14 protein-coding genes, 2 tRNA genes and 1 riboswitch are annotated in these 20,268 nt (G+C 61.6%); of the genes, 6 read left to right on the top strand and 10 right to left on the bottom strand.

Annotation, left to right across the window (positions count from 1 at the left end):
* Positions 1 to 55: 55 nt before the first annotated feature.
* The 3 genes from HS101_18620 to HS101_18610 form a co-directional block, all read right to left on the bottom strand.
* Positions 56 to 2,677 (bottom strand): hypothetical protein, encoded by a 2,622-nt coding sequence (locus HS101_18620; GenBank protein MBE7508278.1) that lies wholly within the window; start codon positions 2,675 to 2,677, stop codon positions 56 to 58.
* A gap of 172 nt (positions 2,678 to 2,849) precedes the next feature.
* Positions 2,850 to 3,416, bottom strand: a complete 567-nt coding sequence (locus tag HS101_18615; GenBank protein ID MBE7508277.1) for a nucleotidyl transferase AbiEii/AbiGii toxin family protein — start codon at positions 3,414 to 3,416, stop codon at positions 2,850 to 2,852.
* Between the two features lie 198 nt (positions 3,417 to 3,614).
* Positions 3,615 to 4,484: an acyltransferase gene (locus HS101_18610; GenBank protein ID MBE7508276.1), complete on the bottom strand. Its 870-nt coding sequence runs from the start codon at positions 4,482 to 4,484 to the stop codon at positions 3,615 to 3,617.
* 149 nt (positions 4,485 to 4,633) lie between these two features.
* Between HS101_18610 and HS101_18605 the strand changes: the two genes are divergently transcribed.
* Together HS101_18605 and HS101_18600 are read left to right on the top strand one after the other, a co-directional pair.
* Positions 4,634 to 6,190, top strand: a complete 1,557-nt coding sequence (locus tag HS101_18605; GenBank protein ID MBE7508275.1) for a CoA-acylating methylmalonate-semialdehyde dehydrogenase — start codon at positions 4,634 to 4,636, stop codon at positions 6,188 to 6,190.
* A 329-nt stretch (positions 6,191 to 6,519) separates the two neighbouring features.
* The gene (locus HS101_18600) at positions 6,520 to 6,708 is read left to right on the top strand and encodes a hypothetical protein (GenBank protein ID MBE7508274.1); all 189 of its coding nucleotides are present in this window, start codon (positions 6,520 to 6,522) and stop codon (positions 6,706 to 6,708) included.
* A gap of 490 nt (positions 6,709 to 7,198) precedes the next feature.
* Here the strand turns inward: HS101_18600 and HS101_18595 are convergent, their stop codons facing one another.
* The 6 genes from HS101_18595 to HS101_18570 form a co-directional block, all read right to left on the bottom strand.
* On the bottom strand, positions 7,199 to 8,317 hold the full coding sequence (locus HS101_18595; protein MBE7508273.1) for a DUF1702 family protein: 1,119 nt from the start codon (positions 8,315 to 8,317) through the stop codon (positions 7,199 to 7,201).
* A 100-nt stretch (positions 8,318 to 8,417) separates the two neighbouring features.
* Positions 8,418 to 10,319 carry a DNA strand exchange inhibitor protein gene (locus tag HS101_18590; protein ID MBE7508272.1) on the bottom strand — a complete coding sequence of 634 codons (1,902 nt, stop codon included), beginning with the start codon at positions 10,317 to 10,319 and terminating at the stop codon, positions 8,418 to 8,420.
* Between the two features lie 41 nt (positions 10,320 to 10,360).
* Positions 10,361 to 11,269 (bottom strand): type II secretion system protein, encoded by a 909-nt coding sequence (locus tag HS101_18585; GenBank protein ID MBE7508271.1) that lies wholly within the window; start codon positions 11,267 to 11,269, stop codon positions 10,361 to 10,363.
* A 3-nt stretch (positions 11,270 to 11,272) separates the two neighbouring features.
* Positions 11,273 to 12,358, bottom strand: coding sequence for a hypothetical protein (locus HS101_18580; GenBank protein ID MBE7508270.1), 1,086 nt, complete (start codon positions 12,356 to 12,358; stop codon positions 11,273 to 11,275).
* A 155-nt stretch (positions 12,359 to 12,513) separates the two neighbouring features.
* Positions 12,514 to 12,700, bottom strand: a riboswitch (cobalamin riboswitch).
* A gap of 657 nt (positions 12,701 to 13,357) precedes the next feature.
* Complete coding sequence (locus HS101_18575; GenBank protein ID MBE7508269.1) at positions 13,358 to 14,734, bottom strand: cystathionine beta-synthase; 1,377 nt, start codon at positions 14,732 to 14,734, stop codon at positions 13,358 to 13,360.
* 174 nt (positions 14,735 to 14,908) lie between these two features.
* A tRNA-Lys gene (locus HS101_18570) sits at positions 14,909 to 14,981 on the bottom strand.
* A 172-nt stretch (positions 14,982 to 15,153) separates the two neighbouring features.
* Here HS101_18570 and HS101_18565 point away from each other — a divergent pair.
* Together HS101_18565 and HS101_18560 are read left to right on the top strand one after the other, a co-directional pair.
* Positions 15,154 to 15,227 (top strand) — tRNA-Val (locus HS101_18565).
* Between the two features lie 215 nt (positions 15,228 to 15,442).
* A complete protein-coding gene (locus tag HS101_18560) occupies positions 15,443 to 16,093 on the top strand; it encodes an NAD-binding protein (protein ID MBE7508268.1) in 651 nt (216 codons plus the stop codon).
* A gap of 282 nt (positions 16,094 to 16,375) precedes the next feature.
* Here the strand turns inward: HS101_18560 and rpsU are convergent, their stop codons facing one another.
* Positions 16,376 to 16,561, bottom strand: coding sequence for a 30S ribosomal protein S21 (rpsU, locus tag HS101_18555; protein MBE7508267.1), 186 nt, complete (start codon positions 16,559 to 16,561; stop codon positions 16,376 to 16,378).
* Positions 16,562 to 16,862: 301 nt separating this feature from the next.
* Between rpsU and HS101_18550 the strand changes: the two genes are divergently transcribed.
* Complete coding sequence (locus HS101_18550; protein MBE7508266.1) at positions 16,863 to 19,235, top strand: pyruvate, phosphate dikinase; 2,373 nt, start codon at positions 16,863 to 16,865, stop codon at positions 19,233 to 19,235.
* A gap of 345 nt (positions 19,236 to 19,580) precedes the next feature.
* Entirely contained in the window at positions 19,581 to 20,222 is a 642-nt protein-coding gene (locus tag HS101_18545; GenBank protein MBE7508265.1) for a hypothetical protein, read from the top strand.
* The last annotated feature ends 46 nt before the right edge of the window (positions 20,223 to 20,268 follow it).

The raw sequence follows: 20,268 nt of genomic DNA, 5'->3' as shown, positions 1-20,268 counted from the left end.
AAGTCGCCACGCCACCCTTCGCGCAGACAGCCCTCGGTGGAATCATGGTTCTAGGCTAAGGGACCGTCGAGTTGGAAACAAGCAATGCTTCGATAAATGGTTCAATATCCGACACGCCCACGTCCCCGTCGGCGTCGAAGTCCAGCGCACAATACCACGCCGACGGCCTCACCCCCATCATCAGCGCGGAAATAAAAGGTGAGATATCCAGCCCGTTCGCCACGCCGTCCACATTTCCGTCGCCCGAAGCGGTCTCAAAAACGATCAGCGTCGCGGGCCGCGTAATCGCCGGCGTCCCGCAGAGATTCGTCACCACGGCGTCGTACATCCCCGCGTCGTCTACCGTCGTCGACATCACCTGCAGCACCTGCTGCGTCGCGCCGTCAATCGGCTCGCCGTCCTTTCGCCACTGATAAGTAAGCGGCGCAAGACCATTCGCCTGAACAACGAAACTGACATTCCGCCCCGCGCAGACCAGCCGCGATGCGGGCTCTTCGAAGAAGGTCGTTTCCCGGAATCCGAAATCCCAGGTCCGCCCCGAGAGCGCAAAAGACCCCTGGCCGCCGAAAAGCACCGCCGAATCCCGCGCCGTGTCGTAGGTCATCGCGCCGTCGAACACTGCCGCCGGACCTTCCATGAACCGCTGCTGCCACTCCTCCCCGTTCCACGTCCAGAAGGAGTCCGTCGCCTGCGTTCCGCCGCCGCCGAACATGAGAATCAGCCCGTGCGTTGGGTCGTACGCCATACCCTGAGACCTGCGCACCCCCGGCCCGGCCAGCGTAACCAGTTCCCACGCATTCCCGTCGTACTCCCACGTGTCCCCGTAATAAATCTGCGTCGCAATGCCGCCGTACACCACCGTCCGGCCCCGGCCCGCGTCGTACGCCATGCCGAACAAGCTCCTGGCCGTCGGCACCGTCCCCGCGAAGCTGCGCTGCGTCCACGTTGAACCGTCCCATTCCCACGTATCGTTTCGATTCGAAAATGGAACGTTCGGATCGTTGCCGCCGAAGAGCACCGTCACCTTGCGGGCAGAGTCATAAACCATGCGATGTTCAATGCGCGGGCTCGGCCCCGTCGTCGCCGCGAGCGTCCACGTCGTCCCGTTCCACTCCCACGTCTCACCGTTGATCTGGTCCAGGAAGTTCATGCCGCCGAATTGAACGCAAACCCCACGATCGCTGTCGTACGCCATCGCGTGTCCCCTTCGCGATGGAAGTCCCAGGCTTGTTCGCAGGGTCCACGTCGATCCGTCGTATTCCCAAGTCTCTGGGCTGACTCCCGAGCTCATCCTGCCGCCGTGCAGCACAGTCACCCCGCGGTTCTCATCGAAGACCATCGCATGCCCGGACCGCGGACGCGGCGATTGCAATCCCGCATTGCTCCACGTCGCGTCATCGAAGAGCCAGGTCTCCGCGAGGTACTCGGTCCCGTTGCCGCCCCCGAACATCACCATCCGTTGCCTGGCCGCGTCATAGGCAAGACCGTGCCCGTCAAGCGCCCGCGGTCCCGTGGGAAATCGCTGCACCCACTCGCCTTGCTTGTATTCCCACGTATCGCTCCGCGTGCTTCCCGACGAGCTGCCGCCATACAGCATTACCACGCGTCGCACCGGGTCGTACGCCATCGCGTGAAGCGCCCTTGCAGTCGGACCGGGAATCGTCCGCCGCTGCCACGATTCGCCCGAAAGCACCCACGTATCATTCAAAATAGTTCCTCCGAACGACTCCCCGCCGAACATGACGATCGACCCCGTCACGTCGTCGAAGGCCATCGCATGGCGAAAGCGCGCCGGCGGACCCGCATCAGTGATCGGCCGCCAGGAAACTCCGTTCCATTCCCACGTGTCGTCGTAAATCGTTCCGCCGATCCCGCCGAAAAGCACCGTCACGCCGCGCTGCGCATCGAACGCCATCGCGTGCCGAGACCGTGGCGGCGGCCCCTGCGTGCTGCGCAGCCGCCATTGCACCCCGTCCCATTCCCAGGTCTCGCCGCTCTGCCCCGACGCCGAACCGCCGAACAGCACCGTCACGCCGCGCAGGCTGTCGAACGCCATCGCCGTAGACGTCCGCGCCGACGGTCCGAACATCGAAGCCAGCCGCCACGCGCTGCCGTCCCACTCCCACGTCTCGCGATGCGGACCCTCGTCGTCGCTTCCGCCAAAACAAACCACGCGCTGACGCCCCGTGTCATAGACCATCGAGTGAAATCGGTGCGGCCCCGGCGGCGGCGTCTTCTCCAGCCAGCCCTCTTCGCTCTGAAGGGCCAGTGCCAGCACGCCGCTCTGATCCTGCCCGCAGGCGTTGCTCACCAATACGTCGTACTCGCCCACGTCGGAGTACCCGACCGAATCAATCGTCAGTGTCGGGCCGGTGGCATCGGGAATCGTGACCTTGTTTTTCCGCCACTCATAAGAGATGGGCTGCTCGCCGTTCACGACCACCTGAAGTACGATCGTCTCCCCCAGGCACGGGAAGACATCACCCGGAAAATCGACGATCGATGCCGGAACGCACCCGCCGCCGAGTTCGCCCGCGGCCTCAACCGCCAACAGTCGTTGTTCGCAATAGGATAAGAAGACAAGGAGCGCGCCCGCCGTGCAAAGCGCGCCGCGCCGTCGAGAATTGAACCATTTTCCGAATCCGTCGTCCGGTCGATCCGCAGGGCGCGTGTACATGTGTACGCCTCCTCTGCCTGAAAGTTCTCGGCGTCGGTCGACCTGTCAGAAATGCCCGACCCGCCGCGGCTCACCATCGACCCTGCGGACGCAGATCATACCACAGATGCAACTCAGTTTGGAGCGCTCATCAGTAAGGCCTCATTCGACTCCCAATATCGACCTGGACAGATTACGCAGGCCGGCTCCCAGACTCAATGGCGTTCCAAAGACTCTCCAGACCCAGTCGTACAGCCCACGAAGTGATATAGCTTCGATCCACACTTTCGCCGCTGATTTTCAGCATGCTTGCAATATCGCGAAGGTGCTTCTCTGACTCGCCGGTCTTATACGCTTCCAGCTTCTTGACGATGACATCCTCAACGGCCGCGAATACCGCCTCAAACTCGGGCCCGGGCTTTATTCGCACTGACCTCGAAAAGCGACTCTCATTAAACGGCGTGTCCGCGGCAACGATCACGTCTACCTTGAGACCCGAGGCGGGGTGAATGATGTTGAACTGCCCTCGCGCCGTGATGGCCTCGCGGACGGCTTCTTCGCTCAGATAATACTCACCTTCTGGGAATGAATCACAAAAACCGCGAATTTGGTTTTGAAACGGTTGAACGACAATATCGATGTCGTTCGTAAGACGAGGCTCACCATAGAACATGCCCGCGACGGAGCCGGTCACGAAATAGCGGATTTTATGTCGATCGAGCACGCCGACGACGAACCGGAGCAGATCAGATTGCTCCATGGCTCATCCTCCGGGCCACTTCGCAATTGATTCTCTCCTCGTCCCATTCAGGGTGTTGCGTGCGAAGATGTGAGAGCAGCATCCGCCGCGCGGACGAGTAAAGGCCGAAAGCGATTTGCAGACGCTCCTGCCCGCTTTTTCGGCGCAGCACCTCGGCCATTGCGTCATCAACCATCGTGATGCGCTGGGTACCCGGCACTACAGCCTCACAATCTCCCCATAGCTCTCCGGTCGCCGATCGCGGAAGAATTGCCATGTATTCCGCACCTCGCGGATCATGTCCAGGTTCAAATCCGCCACCACCACGTCGTCCTCCAGCCGGCTCCCCTGTGCGACGATCTGCCCGCGCGGATCGCAGAAGTAGCTCTGCCCGTAAAACTCGCCCATCCGCCACGGCTCCTCAACCCCCGGCCGATTGATCGCCCCGACAAAGTACTGATTCGCCACCGCGTGCGCCGGCTGCTCCAGCTTCCACAGATACTCGCTCAAGCCCGCTACCGTCGCCGAAGGGTTGAACACAATCTCCGCGCCGTTCAGCCCCAGACACCGCGCCCCATCGGGAAAGTGCCGGTCATAACAGATATAGACGCCCACCTTGCCCACCGCCGTATCAAACACCGGATACCCCAGGTTCCCCGGCCGGAAGAAAAACTTCTCCCAGAACCCCGGCGCGACATGCGGGATATGCATCTTGCGATACTTGCCCAGATACTGCCCGTCCGCGTTGATCACCGACGCAGAGTTGTAATAAACCCCCGGAATATCCTCCTCGTACATCGGCACGACCAGCACCATCTTCAGCCGCTTCGCCAGGTCGCACATCAGCTTCGTCGTCGGCCCGTCGGGAATCTTCTCCACCATGCTGTACCACTTCGTATCCTGGTCGCAGCAAAAGTACGGGCCGTAAAAAAGCTCCTGCAGACAGACGACCTGCGCCCCCTTGCTCGCCGCCTGCTCGATGAGCGCGACGTGCTTGTCGATCATCGACTTCTTGATCTTCTCAATAGGGGAGTTCCCCGGTTCCGACAGCGTCGCCTGAATCAAACCGCCTCGAATGATGCGTGGCATGGATACCTCCGGAACAAGTAATAAGCCCGCTTTTTACCATAACTTCGCGTGCAAGGGAATTTATCAAACCCTCGGTGGGCTTCCGATGGCCGACCGTCAACCCGTGTCCGCCGACGTCAGGCTTTCGCCGGTATGGCAGCCGCTTTATCATGGTTGGATTAGATTTCTCATTGGGAGTAAGCAACATGTCCACCGCAACCGCCGTTCCCGCCAAGGGCCAGAAGGTCCGCCTCTTCGTCGGAGGTGAATTCGTCGAGTCCAAGGCCACCCGCACCGGCCCCGTCTACAACCCCTCCATCGGCGAGCAGATCGCCGAAGTGCCGTTCTGCACCGCCGACGAGGTCAATCGCGTCATCGACGTCGCCCACGCCGCCTTCCCCGCCTGGCGCGACACCCCCGCGGTCGAACGCGCCCGCGTCATGTTCCGCCTCGTCGCGCTCCTGGAGAAGAACGCCGACTCCCTCGCCCGCACCATTTCCTACGAACACGGCAAGACCCATGAAGAGGCCGTCGGCTCCATCCGCCGCGGTATCGAGATGGTCGAGTTCGCCTGCGGCATCCCCACCCTCACCATGGGCGACACTTTTCATAACATCGCCGTCGACGTCGACTGCGAAACCTATCACCACCCCCTCGGCGTCTGCGTCGGCATCACCCCGTTCAACTTCCCCTTCATGGTCCCCCTGTGGATGTTCCCCATCGCCATCACCTGCGGCAACACCTTCATCCTCAAGCCCAGCGAAAAGGTCCCGCTCAGTGCCATGCGCATGGCAGAGCTCCTCGTCGAGGCCGGCCTCCCCAAGGGCGTTTTTAACGTCGTCCACGGCGATCGCGAGGCGGTCGATGCCCTGCTGACCCATCCCCACGTCCAGGCCGTCAGCTTTGTCGGCTCCACCCCCATCGCCAAGCTCATCTACGAAACCTCCACCAAGCACGGCAAACGCTGTCAGGCCAACGGCGGCGCGAAGAACCACATCCTCGTCATGCCCGACGCCGACATGGACAAGGCCGTCTCCGCCCTCCAGTCCTCCGCCTTCGGCTGCTCCGGCCAGCGCTGCATGGCAGGCAGCCTCGCCGTCGCCATCGGTTCCGCCGGCGACCCGCTGGTCGAAAGGCTCTCCGCCGCCGCAACCAGGCTCAAGGTCGGCCGCACCGACGTCGCCTCCGACGCCCAGATGGGCCCCGTCGTCACCCGCCAGCATTTAGACAGCCTGCTCACAAACATCGACAAGGGCGTCAAGGAAGGCGCCAAGCTCGCCCGCGACGGCCGCGGCGTGAAGGTCGAAGGCGCGGCAGGGGGCTACTACCTCGGCCCGACCATCTTCGACCACGTCGCCCCGAAGATGCACGTCTCCCAGGCCGAGCTCTTCGGCCCGGTCCTCAGTGTCAGCCGCGCGGCAACGCTCGACGAGGCCATCGCCCTTACCAACCAGAGCCCCTTCGGCAACGGTGCCGTCATCTACACCCGTGACGGCCACGTCGCCCGCGAGTTCAAGCACCGCGCCGGCGCAGGCATGATCGGCGTCAACGTCGGCGTCCCCGCCCCCATGGCCATGTTCGCCTTCACCGGCGTCAAAGGCAGCTTCTTCGGCGACCTCCACATGCAGGGCCGCGAAGGCATCGCCTTCTACACCCAGCAGCGCATGATCCTCTCCCGCTGGCACCCCGACAGCCGCGCCGGCGAATTCGTCACCACCCGCGGCTAAAGCGGCCTGCGCATCTGCGTAGCGTCCGGCGCCTCTGCCGGACGTGAATCGCAAGGAACATTTCCTGATATACAACGCTGCATAAACGCGCAATCTGCCATAGAGCGGTTCCCAATTGAGTGAACGATCCTGCCATCCCATTTAGCCGGCGGGCTCGCCCGCCGCTAACGCCGCCGTCGATCGTTCATTGATTGAAGAATCGCATTCGCCGTTCAACCGGTCCCCCGTACCATATGACATGGCAGCGCCGCCCACACCAGCCCGAAGCGCAAGCGAGGACCGGGCTCGCCTCCTATTCGAGTTCTCTCGTATATTCACTGTGAAGCTATATGTGCACATACGTCTTCGTCACATTACCAAAGGACATTGACCTCGATGCCTGGCGAACCCACCTCGCCGCCCACGCCGTCCCCATCGAGCGCGAAACCACCTGGCCCACCGGCGCCAAGTCCCTCTACTTCCGCGACCCCGCCGCAAACTCCATCGAACTCCTCGCCGGCAATCTCTGGCCCGATTGACCAGCCCCATTGCATAGCGCGCCGCGAAATGCGCCCCCCAAAGGCGCGAGCGCGGAGCAAGTGTGCATCAATGGAGGCCAATCCACCCATGCCCAGCGCCCAAACAATCAGAGCACGCCACGCTCGGAATCCGCCTCCAAGCCGCAGCCCCCAATCCCCAGGCCTCAGGTCTCAAGCCTCAGTCCCTTTTCACCAAAAACCACCCAAATCACGAACCGCCCCAACACACGCCCGCCACGCGACTTGCAATCGAGAATTTTCCGCTGTGTCACCTTATGTCACCTTCGAGTTTGCACGATTTGCGCACGAGAAACGACGAGGCTTGCCGGCTTGCCCATGGAGCGCAGCGAAGTGGGTTGGCGATGGACCACCAGCGGCCTCCGCATCGCCGCGTGTCACCACCTTTACATTCACCCTGGACCCCTGGGCCCCTCGGCCCCTCAGCCCCTCGGCCCCTTTTTTTTCATCGCTTGCGAAAAAGAAAATGACTCTAAGAAACCAGCCCCTTGTTCTCCGCCCGCCCCTCTTCGGAAAACGCCGTGTACATCGGCTCAAGAACCTGCTCGCGCTCCAGCTGCGCCGAAAGCAGCTCCCGCCAAAGCCCATACCCGCTCACCGGATGATGGTCCCGCGCCCGCTTCTGCGTCTCGTCGCATCGCGCCAGCCCCAGCCGAATCGCCTCAGCACAGGACTTCGGCAGCCGCGACATGGCGCTCTCAAATTGCCCCGCATCCAGCGTCCGCTGCGCGTGAAACCCGAGGACCAGCCCGAGATGAGCGTGGTTTCGCCACTCATAAGGCATCGCCCGCACAAGCCGAATCGCCCGTCGCGGATCGTCCATGTGCAGATAGGCCGCCTGAAAGGCCACGCCCTCGACCAGATCGCCGTCGTGGTCCGGCGCGAATTCGCCGATCGCCTCAAACAGCGCCGGCCGATCACTCAGAAACCCCGCGTACATGGCCCGCCCCAGCCCGTGAAAGGCCGCGCGCCGATAGTACCCCGGAATCGCCCGGAAGTGCGCTACCGAGGTCGTCCGATGCATGAAGTCCAGCAGGCCGAACTTGAACCCGTACCCGTCCAGTACCAGATATCGGTGCCACGCGTCGACCGACTGCGCCAGTCGAAGCACCTCTTCAAAGTTCCTCCCGAATCGAAGCGCGCTCCACACCCCCAGCCCGAAGTGCGCCGGCCACACCCATCGCCCGGCCGTCTCAGGAGCCTGATGCAATCGCGATCGCCCGTCGATCCGCAGCGCCGCCTCGGTCATCGTCGCCCCCTCAACGACCAGCGCCCGCTGCGCCGGCGCCGCCGCCTCGCAGTCGTCGATCCATCGCCGCGATGGATGCATCAGTCGCGTGAAAATCCCCCGCGCAATCAGCCGACAGGAATGATTCACCCACACGGCGTCTTCGCCGCGCGCATGAAGCCCCAGACGAGAAGTGGGGGAGGCGCTCAATACCCGTGCAACCCACAGCGGCGTGCCATAGCGCGCGATCGCCACCGCGAAGCCGATTCCCACCAGAATCAGAACGGTGATCTGCATGGATCCAACCGTCGCCCCTTCGAGCGTGTCCGCCGACATCGAGTCCGCCCGCGATTCATTCGCCAAGCCATCGAAGTCCGTCGGCCGCTGCGTACTGATTATATCGCGCAGTCGCCCCGATGTGTGCAAAACGTAGCGGCCATCATGGTGGGGGGGATGAAGCAACCTAAGACGGAAAAATCAACTCCGACAGCGGCACCTGAACCTCCATCGTCCCCAGATCGACCGACGCCTCCTGCTTCTCCAACCGCACGCGCACAATCCGACCTGGATTGTCGAATTTCGCCACCCGCACCGGATCCCCGGGCCGCAGCGTCAAGACCCGCTCCAGCCATGTCGAATAGCGAAGCTGCTCCTTCTCCAGCGCCTTGGCCCGATCCATCGCCGCCAGCGTCGCCCTCGCCGCCTCTGCCCGGGCAGCCTCCGCATCCTTCCGCGACCGCTCGGCATCGCGCCGCGACCGAAGCGTCTGCCCGATCGCCCGGTTCAAAGCCCGATGCTGGCTGCTCAGGTGTCGCTTGGCGCGCTCGACCATGGTCTTCGGCATCCCCAGACGCGAAGCAATCGCAATGGCGTTGCTCATCCCCGGCTCGCCGATGCAAAGCTCATAGGTCGGCCGCAGCGTCTCAAGGTCGAACTGCACCGAGGCATTGTCGATTCTCGGCAACTCCAGCGCCATGCTCTTCAGGCTTCCCAGGTGCGTCGTCACCATCGCCAGGCACTTGGTCTGCCCGAGATGCTCGACAATCGCCCGGCCGATCGCGGCCCCTTCGTCCGGGTCCGTCCCCGCCCCCAGCTCATCCAGCAGCACCAGCGTCCCCGGTCGGGCCCGCTTTACGATCTCAAGGATGCGCCGCATGTGCGCACTGAAGGTGCTCAAAGATTGGTGCAGGCTCTGCTCGTCACCGACGTCGATCCACACGCCGTCAAACGCCGGCAGCGTCGAGCCCGGATCGGCGGGAATCGGTAAACCCGACTGGGCCATCACCACAATGAGTCCGACGGTTTTGAGCGCCGCGGTTTTCCCCCCGGTATTGGGCCCGGTGATGATCATGATGTCGAAGTCATCGCCCAGCCGCACGTCGATCGGCACGACATTGACGCGATCGGCCTGTCCGTCCCCATCCTGGCCCTGGGTCAACAAAATGGGATTACGCGCCCGGCGCAGCAGCAGCTTCGGCTCCTCCGACAATCCGGGAATGACAAGGTCGTATTTCTTCGCGAATCGAATCTTCGCCGTCAGCAGGTCGATCAGCGCCACTGTCTCCAGCGTCCGCAGGAGTTCCTTTTGATTCAGGTGAATCAGATGCGTCAGTTCCCAGAGGATGCGCCCGATCTCTTCCGACTCGGCCTGCAACAGATTCACCCGCGTGTTGTTCAGCTCCACCGCCTCGGCCGGCTCAACGAAAAGCGTCTGGCCGCTGTCGCTGCTGCGATGAATGATTCCCGTCACCCGCCCGCGCTGATCCGCCCGAAGCGGCAGCACCATCCGATCGGCGTGAAATGTCGCGTTGGGATATTGCAGGTAACGGCTGACATGCGGTTGCCGAAGAATCCGATCGAAGACCGCGCGAATCTGCACCCGCGCGTCATCAATATCCTGGCGAATCCGCCACAGCCGGTCGCTCGCCCGGTCCACCACGCAGCCGCGATCGTCGATCACCTTGCGAATGCGATCCACGATCGGTTGAAAGTCGCCCACCCGGCCGGCCAGCTTCTGAATCGTCTCGTTCGGTTCGCCGGCCTCACCGAGATATCGACGAAGGGCAATGATCGCTTCAAGGGTCGAAGCAACCTCGGCGAATTCCTCAGGCTCCAGCTTGGCCGGTGGAATCGCCCGGCGAATGTGCCCGCGAACATCTCGAACCCCGCCCAGCGGCGGAAGCCCGTGCGCGTCGGTCCACGCCGCGAACTCGATGTTCTGCGTGCGCCACAGCGCGACCTGCGACGCCTTTCGAGAAGGCGTGATCCGCGCGGCCAGCTCCTTGCCGACGGCGCAACTGGCACAGGTCGCCAGGATGCGTCGGATCTGATCGAACTCAAGTTTTTCCAGCGTGTGCGCGTCCACGCGGTGATTGTATGGCCGCGAAGCAAACTGCACCAAACCGGCTATCGCAGCCCGTATATGCGATCGACGCGCAGCGTCAGATTCCCCTTGCGAATCTCCGTCACGCCGAGAGTCTCATCCGCGAGATTGCCGATCGGCCCGAAGCCCTTTTTGCCGTACGGATGATTCGCTCGCCGCAGCGGCTGCCGCGCCGCGTGCCCGTCGAGGTACAGCACCTGCGCCTGCTTGCCGTGGCGGAAGTGCGCAAAGCCGCCGTTCACGCCGACATTGCGATCGAAAAGCGAAGGCTCCTGCCACTGGATGTACGCCGGCTCGTTGAACGGCTGATCGAGCGTCCCGCCCGATGAGTAATCGAGCCGGTCGAAGTGAATGCCGTCCGCCAGTGCAAAGACGTCGGCACTCCGCCCGGCGAACTCCGCGGCCCGCCCGGTCCCCGAGGTCGCGCTGCTGATCCAGTTGTAGCCCCCCAGCGCGCCGGTGTTATAGCCGAACCCGCCCGCCGAAGGTTCGAACTTGCGAAAGTAGAGGCCCGATTGAGACGGAAAGCTCGGACACCGAAAGTCCTCCGCCCCCGCGCTGAGGTACTTCCCGAGGAATCCCGCCGCACGATCCAGCCTGCGCCCGGTCTGAAGTGGGTTGCTCGACGGCCCGCCCGGTTCAAACCCGAACCACCACCGCCGCCCGCCGTCCGGCCCGCTGACGTCCTTGTAGTAAGGCCAGAACCAGCCGTCGTTGTCATCGAGGTACATCGTCATGCCCAGCCCGGCCTGATGCAGCGCCGCGATGCACACCGAGCTTCGACCGGCCGACCGCGCTTCCCCCAGCGCCGGAATCAGCACCGCCGCCAGCAGGCCGACGACCGACGTCACGACCAATAGTTCGAGCAGGGTGAACGCGGCCCCTCTCCCGCGTCCACCCCGCCCCATGTTTCTGAGTACGTGATGCGTCATGCCTTACGATCCCACGAGTGCCGCGACAAACCCGCCCACGTCGTCAATCGTGACGCTCTGGCTCTCGTCAAAGTCTCCCGACGCCGTCTGGCACGAGCTGGGCACGCTCCCCAGTAGCACCTCGACGAAGGGCGCGATGTCCAATCCGTTCGCAGCGCCGTCGCCGTTCATATCGCCCGCTGGTCGAAGCTGCCCGGCAAACTGAATCTCCGAAAACTCCACATCTGCGATCACGCTCGATCCGAACGGATTGAACGTATCCTGCCAGAGCGTGATGGCGAACGAATCGACGGAAAATGGATGGTCCACGAAGAGCGCCGTCTGAATTGTCGTCACATTCGCGTCCGTCCCGCCGGGCCCGCCCGTGCCGTCGGCATTGATCGCCAGGTCATTGCCGCCTTGAGAGACGGTCAGTGTCAGCACCTGCGTCTGCGGGTTGAAGTGGACGGTCGCCGTCGTCAGGACATCCAGTGCGATGTCTTCGTCACCGAAAGGCGTGTCGATCCGCGACTCCGCGCCGAACGGAAACTCAAACTCCGAAAAGTAACCCGCGCCCGTATCGCTGTGAATCAGCGTCGAGCCGAGCGTCGGACCGCCGAACAGCGGGCTGACATTCGGAAAGTAATCGAACGCAACATTGTCGAATGCGAAGTCCGGTCCCGCGCCGCCGGCCCGATCGGTTCCGGTCGTGGCGGAGTTGATAAGTCCCCAGCCGATCTGAGCGAACTGATCGGGATCGGCAAAGAAACCCGCGGAAAGAACACGAAACGTGACCGTGAACTCAAACTCATCGCAGGCACCGAAGGCAACGGGGCTTTGCGAGTCGAGCGGACGTACATACCACGCCGTCGGCTCAAAGGAATCGAAGTGCGCCGTAAGCCGCTGCGATCCGCCGTCATAAGTGAATCGCAGATCGTCGTGGCCCGGTGGAACGGAGAAGCGATCCGCGACAATCGGATCATCCTGGAATGTCTCGGTCCATTGAACGCTTTGGCCAAAGCTGTTGGGAATCGGGATGACGGCCAGCGCCGTCAGGGCGAAGAGGCCGCCTGCAAATCGAGACCTCGCACGGTGCGAACGAAATGACACCACAATCCATCTCCTCTCTCCGGCCGTCTTTCGCCGCCGGAAAAGAAAAACCTCCGCCAGCCGGATGGGTTCCGGGACGGAGGTTGGAGACTCGTTGGGTGCGATAGAAGATGCACGGTCACGATGTCGCCGACTTACGCCCAGATCCGGGGCGGAAACGACAACACGGCACAGGCAGGTCTTCTGGCTCTCGGATCGTCCTACTGACCGCGCCTTCTCTTCGCACATGGCGAAAATGGCATTTGCGGCGTTCGTCCCCGATTACAGCGGCGGGACCGCGGTGGATTTGCACCACCTTCCCTTTTTACTCCAACACAGGAGGCCAGGGCCGAGCGATATTCACTTGTCAAACGAGCGGCAGCCGACGCGCTGAAGGCGATGAATCCGCCGACTCGATGCAGGCCTTTTAATCCTTTGCCTCATGATGTGTCAAGTTAATAGTGCATGAGGCGCGATCCGCATCGAGTCTAAACACCAGAACGCGACGCGACTTGTGATGTAAAAAAAATTCGGGGCCGCGCCGACTCCCCTCGGCACGGCCCCACTGCTACTGAAAGCAGCAACCCGCTGGGCGAAGCCCTCCGAAAGACCCGCGACTCCCTCTCCCAGGAGCACGAATCTCCGACGGGCCTCCCCCAGCAAGCTGCCCGACGCAGCCTTCGTCACCGCATCGCTGGAACCTATAAGCACGTGCCGTACCAGCAGGGGATGTCCTTCTTCAGCGAGAATTCTTGCAACCGCTTAAACATTATCACACCGTGAGTTATGACGCGTTCCGAAAAGTCTGTGTCCTGTTGCACGCCGTGCGAAAGGGCCCGATTGGGAACAAGTCCCCAGAAACCGTCCCCAGTGGGTGCGTAGCGCACTCCCAATTTCTTAACTTCATGGCAATCCCGTTATAGATCGTGGACGCAGTGCGCCGGCAAAAAATGACGAATGCTCCAGATGGTTTTGGAAAACCAAACGGAGTTGCATTCGAATGTGCCGGAAGGAATCGAGCTAAGCGGCGGTCTCCGGGTCGGCCATGTCGCCGCTGAGGTAGGCAATGAAATCACTCTTAGTGAGGAGTCCGACCGAGCGTTCGTTTTCCCGCACGAGAATAGCCGGTGCGCCAAGCGAGAGGGCTTTAAAACCTTTCTCGATCTCGGTGTTCTTGTCCATTTTCGGATAAGGCGAGCCCATCACCTCGCCGACCAGCTTCTGGGCGATGTCTACGTGGTCGAAGACGAGCTGCATGGCCGTGACTTCCTGAATGGAACCGACAATCACGCCGTTCGCATCGGCGACAGGAACCTGAGAGATGCCGTTTCGACGCATCAGGTCAATTGCTTTTCGCACGGACTCTTTGGTGCCGACGGTAATCAGCGGAGGCACGTCACCCTTGCCGGCAAGGACATCGCCCAGGGTTGACCCCTGACCGGCCACGGCGAGGAAGCCGAACTGCTGCATCCAGTCGTCGTTGAAAATCTTGCTCAGATATCCCCGCCCGCTGTCGGGCAAAAGCACAACGACGAGCTTTTCCGCCGGCAGGTTCGCGGCGACTTTCAGGGCCGCACAGGTCGCCGTTCCACACGAGCCGCCGACGAGCAGCCCCTCTTCCCGAGCCAGCCGTCGAGCCATCGTGAACGAGTCCTTATCGCTGACATTGACGACCTCGTCGACGATCTTGAGATTGACCGTGTTCGGCATGAAGTCTTCGCCGATGCCCTCGACTTTGTAGGGCTTGGGCATGCTCCCGGGCGTGTAGATCGATCCCTCGGGGTCGGCCCCGATGATCTTGATCGCCGGGTTCTTCTCTTTCAGGTATCGGGCCGTCCCGCTGATGGTGCCGCCGGTCCCGATGCCCGCGACAAAGTAGTCGATCTTGCCGTCGGTCTGCTCCCAGATCTCTGGGCCGGTTGTCTCGTAGTGTGATTGCGGATTGTTCGGATTCTCAAACTGATTGGGCTGAAAAGCCCCGGAGATTTCCGCGGTGAGTCGGTTGGCGACGTTGTAATAACTCTCGGGATTATTCGCGCCGACCGTCGGCACGGTCACCGTCTCCGCGCCGTAAGCCCGCAAAAGCGCAAACTTCTCAGGCGCCATTTTGTCAGGCATGACAAGTATGCAGCGATACCCCTTGATCGCCGCGGCCATGGCCAGCGCGGCCCCGGTATTACCGCTGGTCGGTTCAACAATGGTCCCGCCGGGCTTGAGCTTCCCGGCCTTCTCGGCCTCTTCCAGCATCTTGATGGCCGGGCGGTCCTTGACCGAGCCGCCTGGGTTGAAATACTCAACCTTGGCCGCGACCGTGCAGGCGAGGCCCGCGGTCACCCGATTCAATCGCACGAGGGGCGTATGGCCGACTACTTCGAGAACGCTATTGTGGATTTTCATGCGGTGTCGCTGTCTCTTTTATCAGGTCGGGTCGAGGTCAGAAAAATCGCGGCCAGTCCGGGTGATTGAGCCGACCTGCGATTGTGACGAATTCGGGAGTGGCTCGCAACTATTGATTGCAATGGCGGGCATGCTCGGGAGCGCCGAAATGCCCACCCGATGAATGAAAAGTAATGCGCGACCAGGGACTTGAACCCCGAACCCGCTGATTAAGAGTCAGCTGCTCTGCCAATTGAGCTAGTCGCGCTTTAACGCCCCTCTAGAGGGTCAAGGGGCTATCATAGTTAGGCTCATTGCGGAGTCAAGGCGGCATCGGCTCCGCCGAAAGCGGGGCGCGTGGCGTGCTTGACAATCCATCAAGCTGGAAGGACCATTGCCTCCGTGATGAACCGGGGACAAAAGGCCTCGGCGCCGAATGAGGGCGTTTAGCTCAGTTGGCTAGAGCGCCTGCTCGACATGCAGGAGGTCACAGGTTCGAGTCCTGTAACGCCCATTCCCTCTGGGACCTGACGCGGCGCGGCGACAGTCCCCGAGGCTAGTAGCGTTTGCCCCCGAAAAATCGGGATCAAGGCACGCCGACCAGCGAGGTTTCTTGACCGGATATTTCTCTAGAATGTCCCGCTTTCCCGGAAGAGTCGGCCTGTCTCGGGTCGATACATTCCGGTTGTCGACCAACTATTTCACCGAACATCTTGATCTGGAGAGCGCGTGAACAGCGATCCGTCGAACGCAAACGTGGTCGAAGCCGGCCTTGTACAAGATGATCGGTCCGCCCGGCTTTCGGACTTCGGTCTCTTCTTCAGCAAGTTCATGGCCAAGGGACGCCAGATTTCCTCGGCCGTGCCATCCAGCCCGGCCATGGTCGCCCGCATTCTCGATCGCATCGACTTCAGTCGCCCCGGCACGATCGTCGAGTTGGGCGCCGGTACGGGCCCGGTGACCGAACAGATCATGGAAGTCCTCCGTCCCCACCATCGCTTCATCGCCGTGGAGAACGACCCGGATTTCTGCAACATCCTCCGCCGCCGCTTTCCGAATCTCACCTTGCTTCAATCCGACGCCACCAAGATCGCCGAGCCGCTTGAGAATCTCGGCGTCAACCGCGTCGAATACGTCCTCAGCGGCCTGCCGACCCCGGCCCTGCCTCGCAAGTCATTGATCGAGCTGTTTCGCTGGCTGCAAAAGTCACTTTCGCCCACCGGCGTCTTCATTCAGATCACCGTCGTGCCCTTCGTCTACCAGCGGTTTTACCGTCGATTGTTCGACTCTGTGGACTTCCGCATGGTCTGGCTCAACATCCCGCCCGGCGGGGTTTACTACTGTTCCCGGCCGCGTCGGCGTACTGCAACGGCGGGTTGAGCAGTCCTTCAGCTTCATCACACCTGTTACACTTCAAGAGATAGCTCCCGTCAATTCTCGGCGTTCTACCGACGTACGGCGACTTGAAGCGCGTAGCTGCATCGCCGGTCACAAACGCCTCGGCGGCGTCCGCGGACTTGGGTCGTTTCAAGAGATAGTTTGCTGGCGAAGTCGTTTGGCGCAGCGGAAGACGCGCTCCGTCTTGCGGAACCCAATTGCGCACTCTATTTGCCTGGAATTACTGGTATGTGAATGGGGGTTAGCCGGCCGGGAGCAAGCAGACTACTCGTCGGCTTTGACGACGCGCCGCTTGGACTTTCGCATGCTCCGGCGCTTGCGATCGGAGGGCTTCTCGTAATAGGCCGTTCGCTTCATCTCGCGCAAGACACCTTCGCGCTCGCACAACTTCTTGAGTCGGCGCATCAGCTGCTGAACGGGCTCATTGGGGCGTGGTCGAACTTTAATCATGTGTGCCGGAAGCTCTCCTTCCCGATTCTGGTGCTCGTCTCGATGAGGGTGGTACGCCAGCGACTCAACCAACTCAGCAAGACCCGTCAGTGTAAACATGTATCGGCTTGCTTGCAACGCACGGATTCCTCAGAACCCGCCCCCTTTAACCGGGACTTCTAAGGTCTGTCCCCGTAAGATGTTAGAGGCGGGGCCTCTAACCGCGATCCATTCACTCACGCCCCTCCAGCCGGGGCGGTGCATCGTGGACAGCACATCGTAGAATGGCGGTCGCCCCAACTTCAGCAGGAGTGGAACTCGAATGACGTCAGAGGGTGCCCAAAACAAAGGCGGCGGATCGGCGGACCGCCTCGACGAGTATCTGACGCTCTATCCGCATCTCGTCGATCGCATCCTGCGCCAATTGCTCATCGAGCTCCACGAACGCGGCGCCATCTCCATCGAAAAGATTTACGACGAAGCCCGCGAATCCGCCGGAAACGTCGAGAAAAATTCCGGCAATCCCAACGTCGCCGAGGCCCCGCGCGGCGATCAGCGCGAACGCGACTATGTGAACCAATGCACCCGCGAAAGCGCCGGCAAACACTTCACACCCCACGAAATCGACGAGATCGTCAACCTCGCCCTCAAGAGAGAAGAGGCCGACAAGCTCCGCGCCATCGTCTCCCTCGGCTCCGTCTCCTTTCGATTGCTCTCCGAAACGATCCGCCGATTCTGCTCACTGCCGGAAGGCGAAACACAGCTCTCCCCCGACGAAGCAATGGGCGTCCGCGTCGGCCTCATCCGCCACCTCATCAGCGATCAGCTCGAGTTCATCGCCATCGCCAAGCAATACCTGCGAATCAGAGACTTCGAGGACATCGTCTCGCGCATCATCGGCGCCGAATCCGGAATGGGTCGCATCGGCGGAAAAGCCTCCGGCATGTTCCTCGCCTACCGCATCGTCGGTGGGCAGGGGGGCAGACCGCTCCTGGAACCCGCGACGCCCGCCCGCGACATGCCGCGACTCTCAACGCCGGTCGAAAGCGCGGCAGCGCCGATCGCCATCCCAGAGTCGCATTACCTGCGATCCGACGTGATTGAGGACTTCATCGCCTTCAACCGCCTCGGCGAATACCAGAATCAAAAGTACAAGTCGCCCGAGGAGATTCGCAAGGAATATCCGTTGATCAAGTCGGTCTTCCGCAACGCCGAGTTCCCCTCCGGAATCGTCGAGCGTCTGCGCACTGTCCTGCAAAAGCTCGGCGACGCCCCGGTCATCGTTCGTTCGAGCAGCCTCCTCGAAGATCGCTTCGGCACCGCCTTCAGCGGCAAGTACGCGAGCATCTTCGTTCCTAATCGTGGGACGATTGAAAAGCGCCTCAAGGCACTCCTCGGCGCCATCGCCGAAGTCTTCGCCAGCGCCCTCGGCCCCGACCCGCTCTTGTATCGTCGTGCACACGACCTGCTCGACTACGACGAAGACATGGCCGTCCTGATCCAGCGCGTCGTCGGTTCCCGCTTCGGCCCGTACTTCGCCCCGGCCTTCGCCGGCGTCGCCTTCAGCCGAAACGAATATCGCTGGAGCCCGCGCATCAAAAAGGAGGACGGCCTGATGCGCATCGTCGCCGGCCTCGGCACAAAGGCCGTCGACCGCGTGGGGGCCGACTTCCCGCGCATGGTCGCCCTAGGCATGCCGACCCTCCGCCACGAGTCCAGCGTGCCCGAAATCAAGGCTCACGCCCAGAAGACCCTCGACGTCATCAACATGGACAAGAACCGTCTGGAGTCGATCACCCTCGCCCAAGCCTTCCAGCACGCCGCGGACTACCCGCTCCTCGATCGAATCGTTTCCGTCAGTAATGAAGGCATGCTGGCTCCGCCGACCGGCACCTTCATCGACGCCGAGGCCTCGCAGCTCTGCATCACCTTCGACAAGTTGATGGCCGAAGGCAGCCTCCCGGCCCAGATGAAAAACATCCTGCGCAGACTCGAGAGCGCCTACGGCGTCCCCATCGACGTCGAGTTCGCCCACGACGGCGAGAAGCTCTATCTCCTCCAGTGCCGCACCCTCAGTCAGGGAAAGGTCTTCGAGAACATCACCATTCCGCAGGACGTCGCCGACGAGCGAACAATCTTCACCGCCAACAAGTTCGTGCGCTCGCGTGTCGTCGATAATGTGGAGTTCATCGTCTTCGTCGAGGGCCGCGCCTACGACGCCTTGCCCTCGCGAAACCAGAGGTCCGCCGTCGCCCGCGTCGTCGGACGGGTCAACGACGCCCTCGCCTCGCGAAACTTCATCCTCATGGGACCGGGCAGGTGGGGCAGCAACGACATCCGCCTCGGCGTCCCGGTCACCTACGCCGACATCAACAAGTCAAAGATGCTCATCGAAGTCGCCTACGAGCGCGACGGCTACGTGCCCGAGGTCTCCTACGGCACCCACTTCTTCCAGGACCTCGTAGAGGCGAACATCGCCTACCTGCCGCTCTATCCCAACGACCGCCGCAACCGCTTCAACGAGACGTTTCTGCACGACTCGCCCAGCATCCTGCTCGACCTGCTGCCCGAAGCGAAGGACATGGAGGACATCGTGCGCGTCATCGACATCGCCGCCGTAACCGGCGGCCGCAGCGTCCGCGTCGTCATGGACGGCGACGAAGACCGAGCCCTCGCCTACCTCGCCGACGATTAGAGTGGTTCCCGGGTCAGCGGACGATCAGAGCCGCGCATCTTAGGAAGCGGTGCGAATTGCTTCGTACTTGGAGCATCGTCCAATCATCTGAGAACTACGGTACTTCAAATGCATGGTAGCGGTGCAGGACCAATTCACCGGACCGCGGAAATCGTTTTTTTTTTTTTCACCAAGAATGTCTCGCACCATGAGCAACTGTGCTCCTATGAAGGCGAGTTATCGTCCAACTCAGACAGGCTCGTTCCATGTGAGCGTGTTAGCACAGATTGGAATAACGGACGATTCAGCCGATACATTTAGAACTGCACCCGACCCAAACGAACCGCCTTGATGAGGGAGTGTTTCATGTGGAATTGGCTAAGAACGATTTTCTGCGCGTCGATTTTACTGATGCTTGTTACAAACCACTCTGCGGGATCGCCAATACTGCTTGCAATCTATCATCAAGACTGGCCGGGAGGCCCTTCCGGGGGGCCGCCGACGGATCGCGTCGAATTTCCGCTGGCCCATTTACATGCGGGAGAGATCTTTCCATTCACAATCGGCGAAAGTGTTTCGTGGATTGACAATCAGCCAGGAAGCCTGGACCTCAACGAGTCCAACGATTCAGACTTCTTGGAAATGGCAGCACGGCTAACGGATGGCCAGGATGAAGAGTTGTTTTCAATGCTCATCGCGGGATCGTCCGGCGTCGGTTCTCCTCAGCCCGAGTCTATTCAACATGGAATCGCTCCCGATCTGTTTGGCAATGAAATCGATTTCATCCGCTTCATCGTCGACAACATCACCATCACCCCGTTTGTCCATCCGGAATTCGGCCAGCGTGTTCACGTCATTGCATCCGTTTCCTACGAATTCTGGGGCACGCCGGTCCCCGAGCCCACCACGCTCACGCTGCTGTTCATTATCGCACTACTCAGGCGACACCGTCGTGTCCCGTTCGGCAGGGTTCTCTGCACCCCGTTCGGCCTGAAGGGCCGACATTAAGTAGGCAGGGGCACCGCCCCTGTTAATGAGCCCCCTCGAATAAACC

The organism is Planctomycetia bacterium, from assembly GCA_015075745.1.
In the GTDB taxonomy this organism is placed as follows: Bacteria; Planctomycetota; Phycisphaerae; order UBA1845; family UTPLA1; genus UTPLA1.
The sequence above is the reverse complement of the archived record's forward strand: the minus strand, read 5'-3'. Positions and strand labels throughout refer to the sequence as shown.

Bases quoted from the DNA above. Each gene is read 5' to 3' on its own strand.
- rpsU (MBE7508267.1), bottom strand. From the start codon at position 16,561: ATGATTAAAGTTCGACCACGCCCCAATGAGCCCGTTCAGCAGCTGATG.
- HS101_18585 (MBE7508271.1), bottom strand. From the start codon at position 11,269: ATGACGCATCACGTACTCAGAAACATGGGGCGGGGTGGACGCGGGAGA.
- HS101_18610 (MBE7508276.1), bottom strand. From the start codon at position 4,484: ATGCCACGCATCATTCGAGGCGGTTTGATTCAGGCGACGCTGTCGGAA.
- HS101_18545 (MBE7508265.1), top strand. From the start codon at position 19,581: ATGTGGAATTGGCTAAGAACGATTTTCTGCGCGTCGATTTTACTGATG.
- HS101_18600 (MBE7508274.1), top strand. From the start codon at position 6,520: ATGTGCACATACGTCTTCGTCACATTACCAAAGGACATTGACCTCGAT.
- HS101_18605 (MBE7508275.1), top strand. From the start codon at position 4,634: ATGGTTGGATTAGATTTCTCATTGGGAGTAAGCAACATGTCCACCGCA.
- HS101_18615 (MBE7508277.1), bottom strand. From the start codon at position 3,416: ATGGAGCAATCTGATCTGCTCCGGTTCGTCGTCGGCGTGCTCGATCGA.
- HS101_18620 (MBE7508278.1), bottom strand. From the start codon at position 2,677: ATGTACACGCGCCCTGCGGATCGACCGGACGACGGATTCGGAAAATGG.
- HS101_18575 (MBE7508269.1), bottom strand. From the start codon at position 14,734: ATGAAAATCCACAATAGCGTTCTCGAAGTAGTCGGCCATACGCCCCTC.
- HS101_18550 (MBE7508266.1), top strand. From the start codon at position 16,863: ATGACGTCAGAGGGTGCCCAAAACAAAGGCGGCGGATCGGCGGACCGC.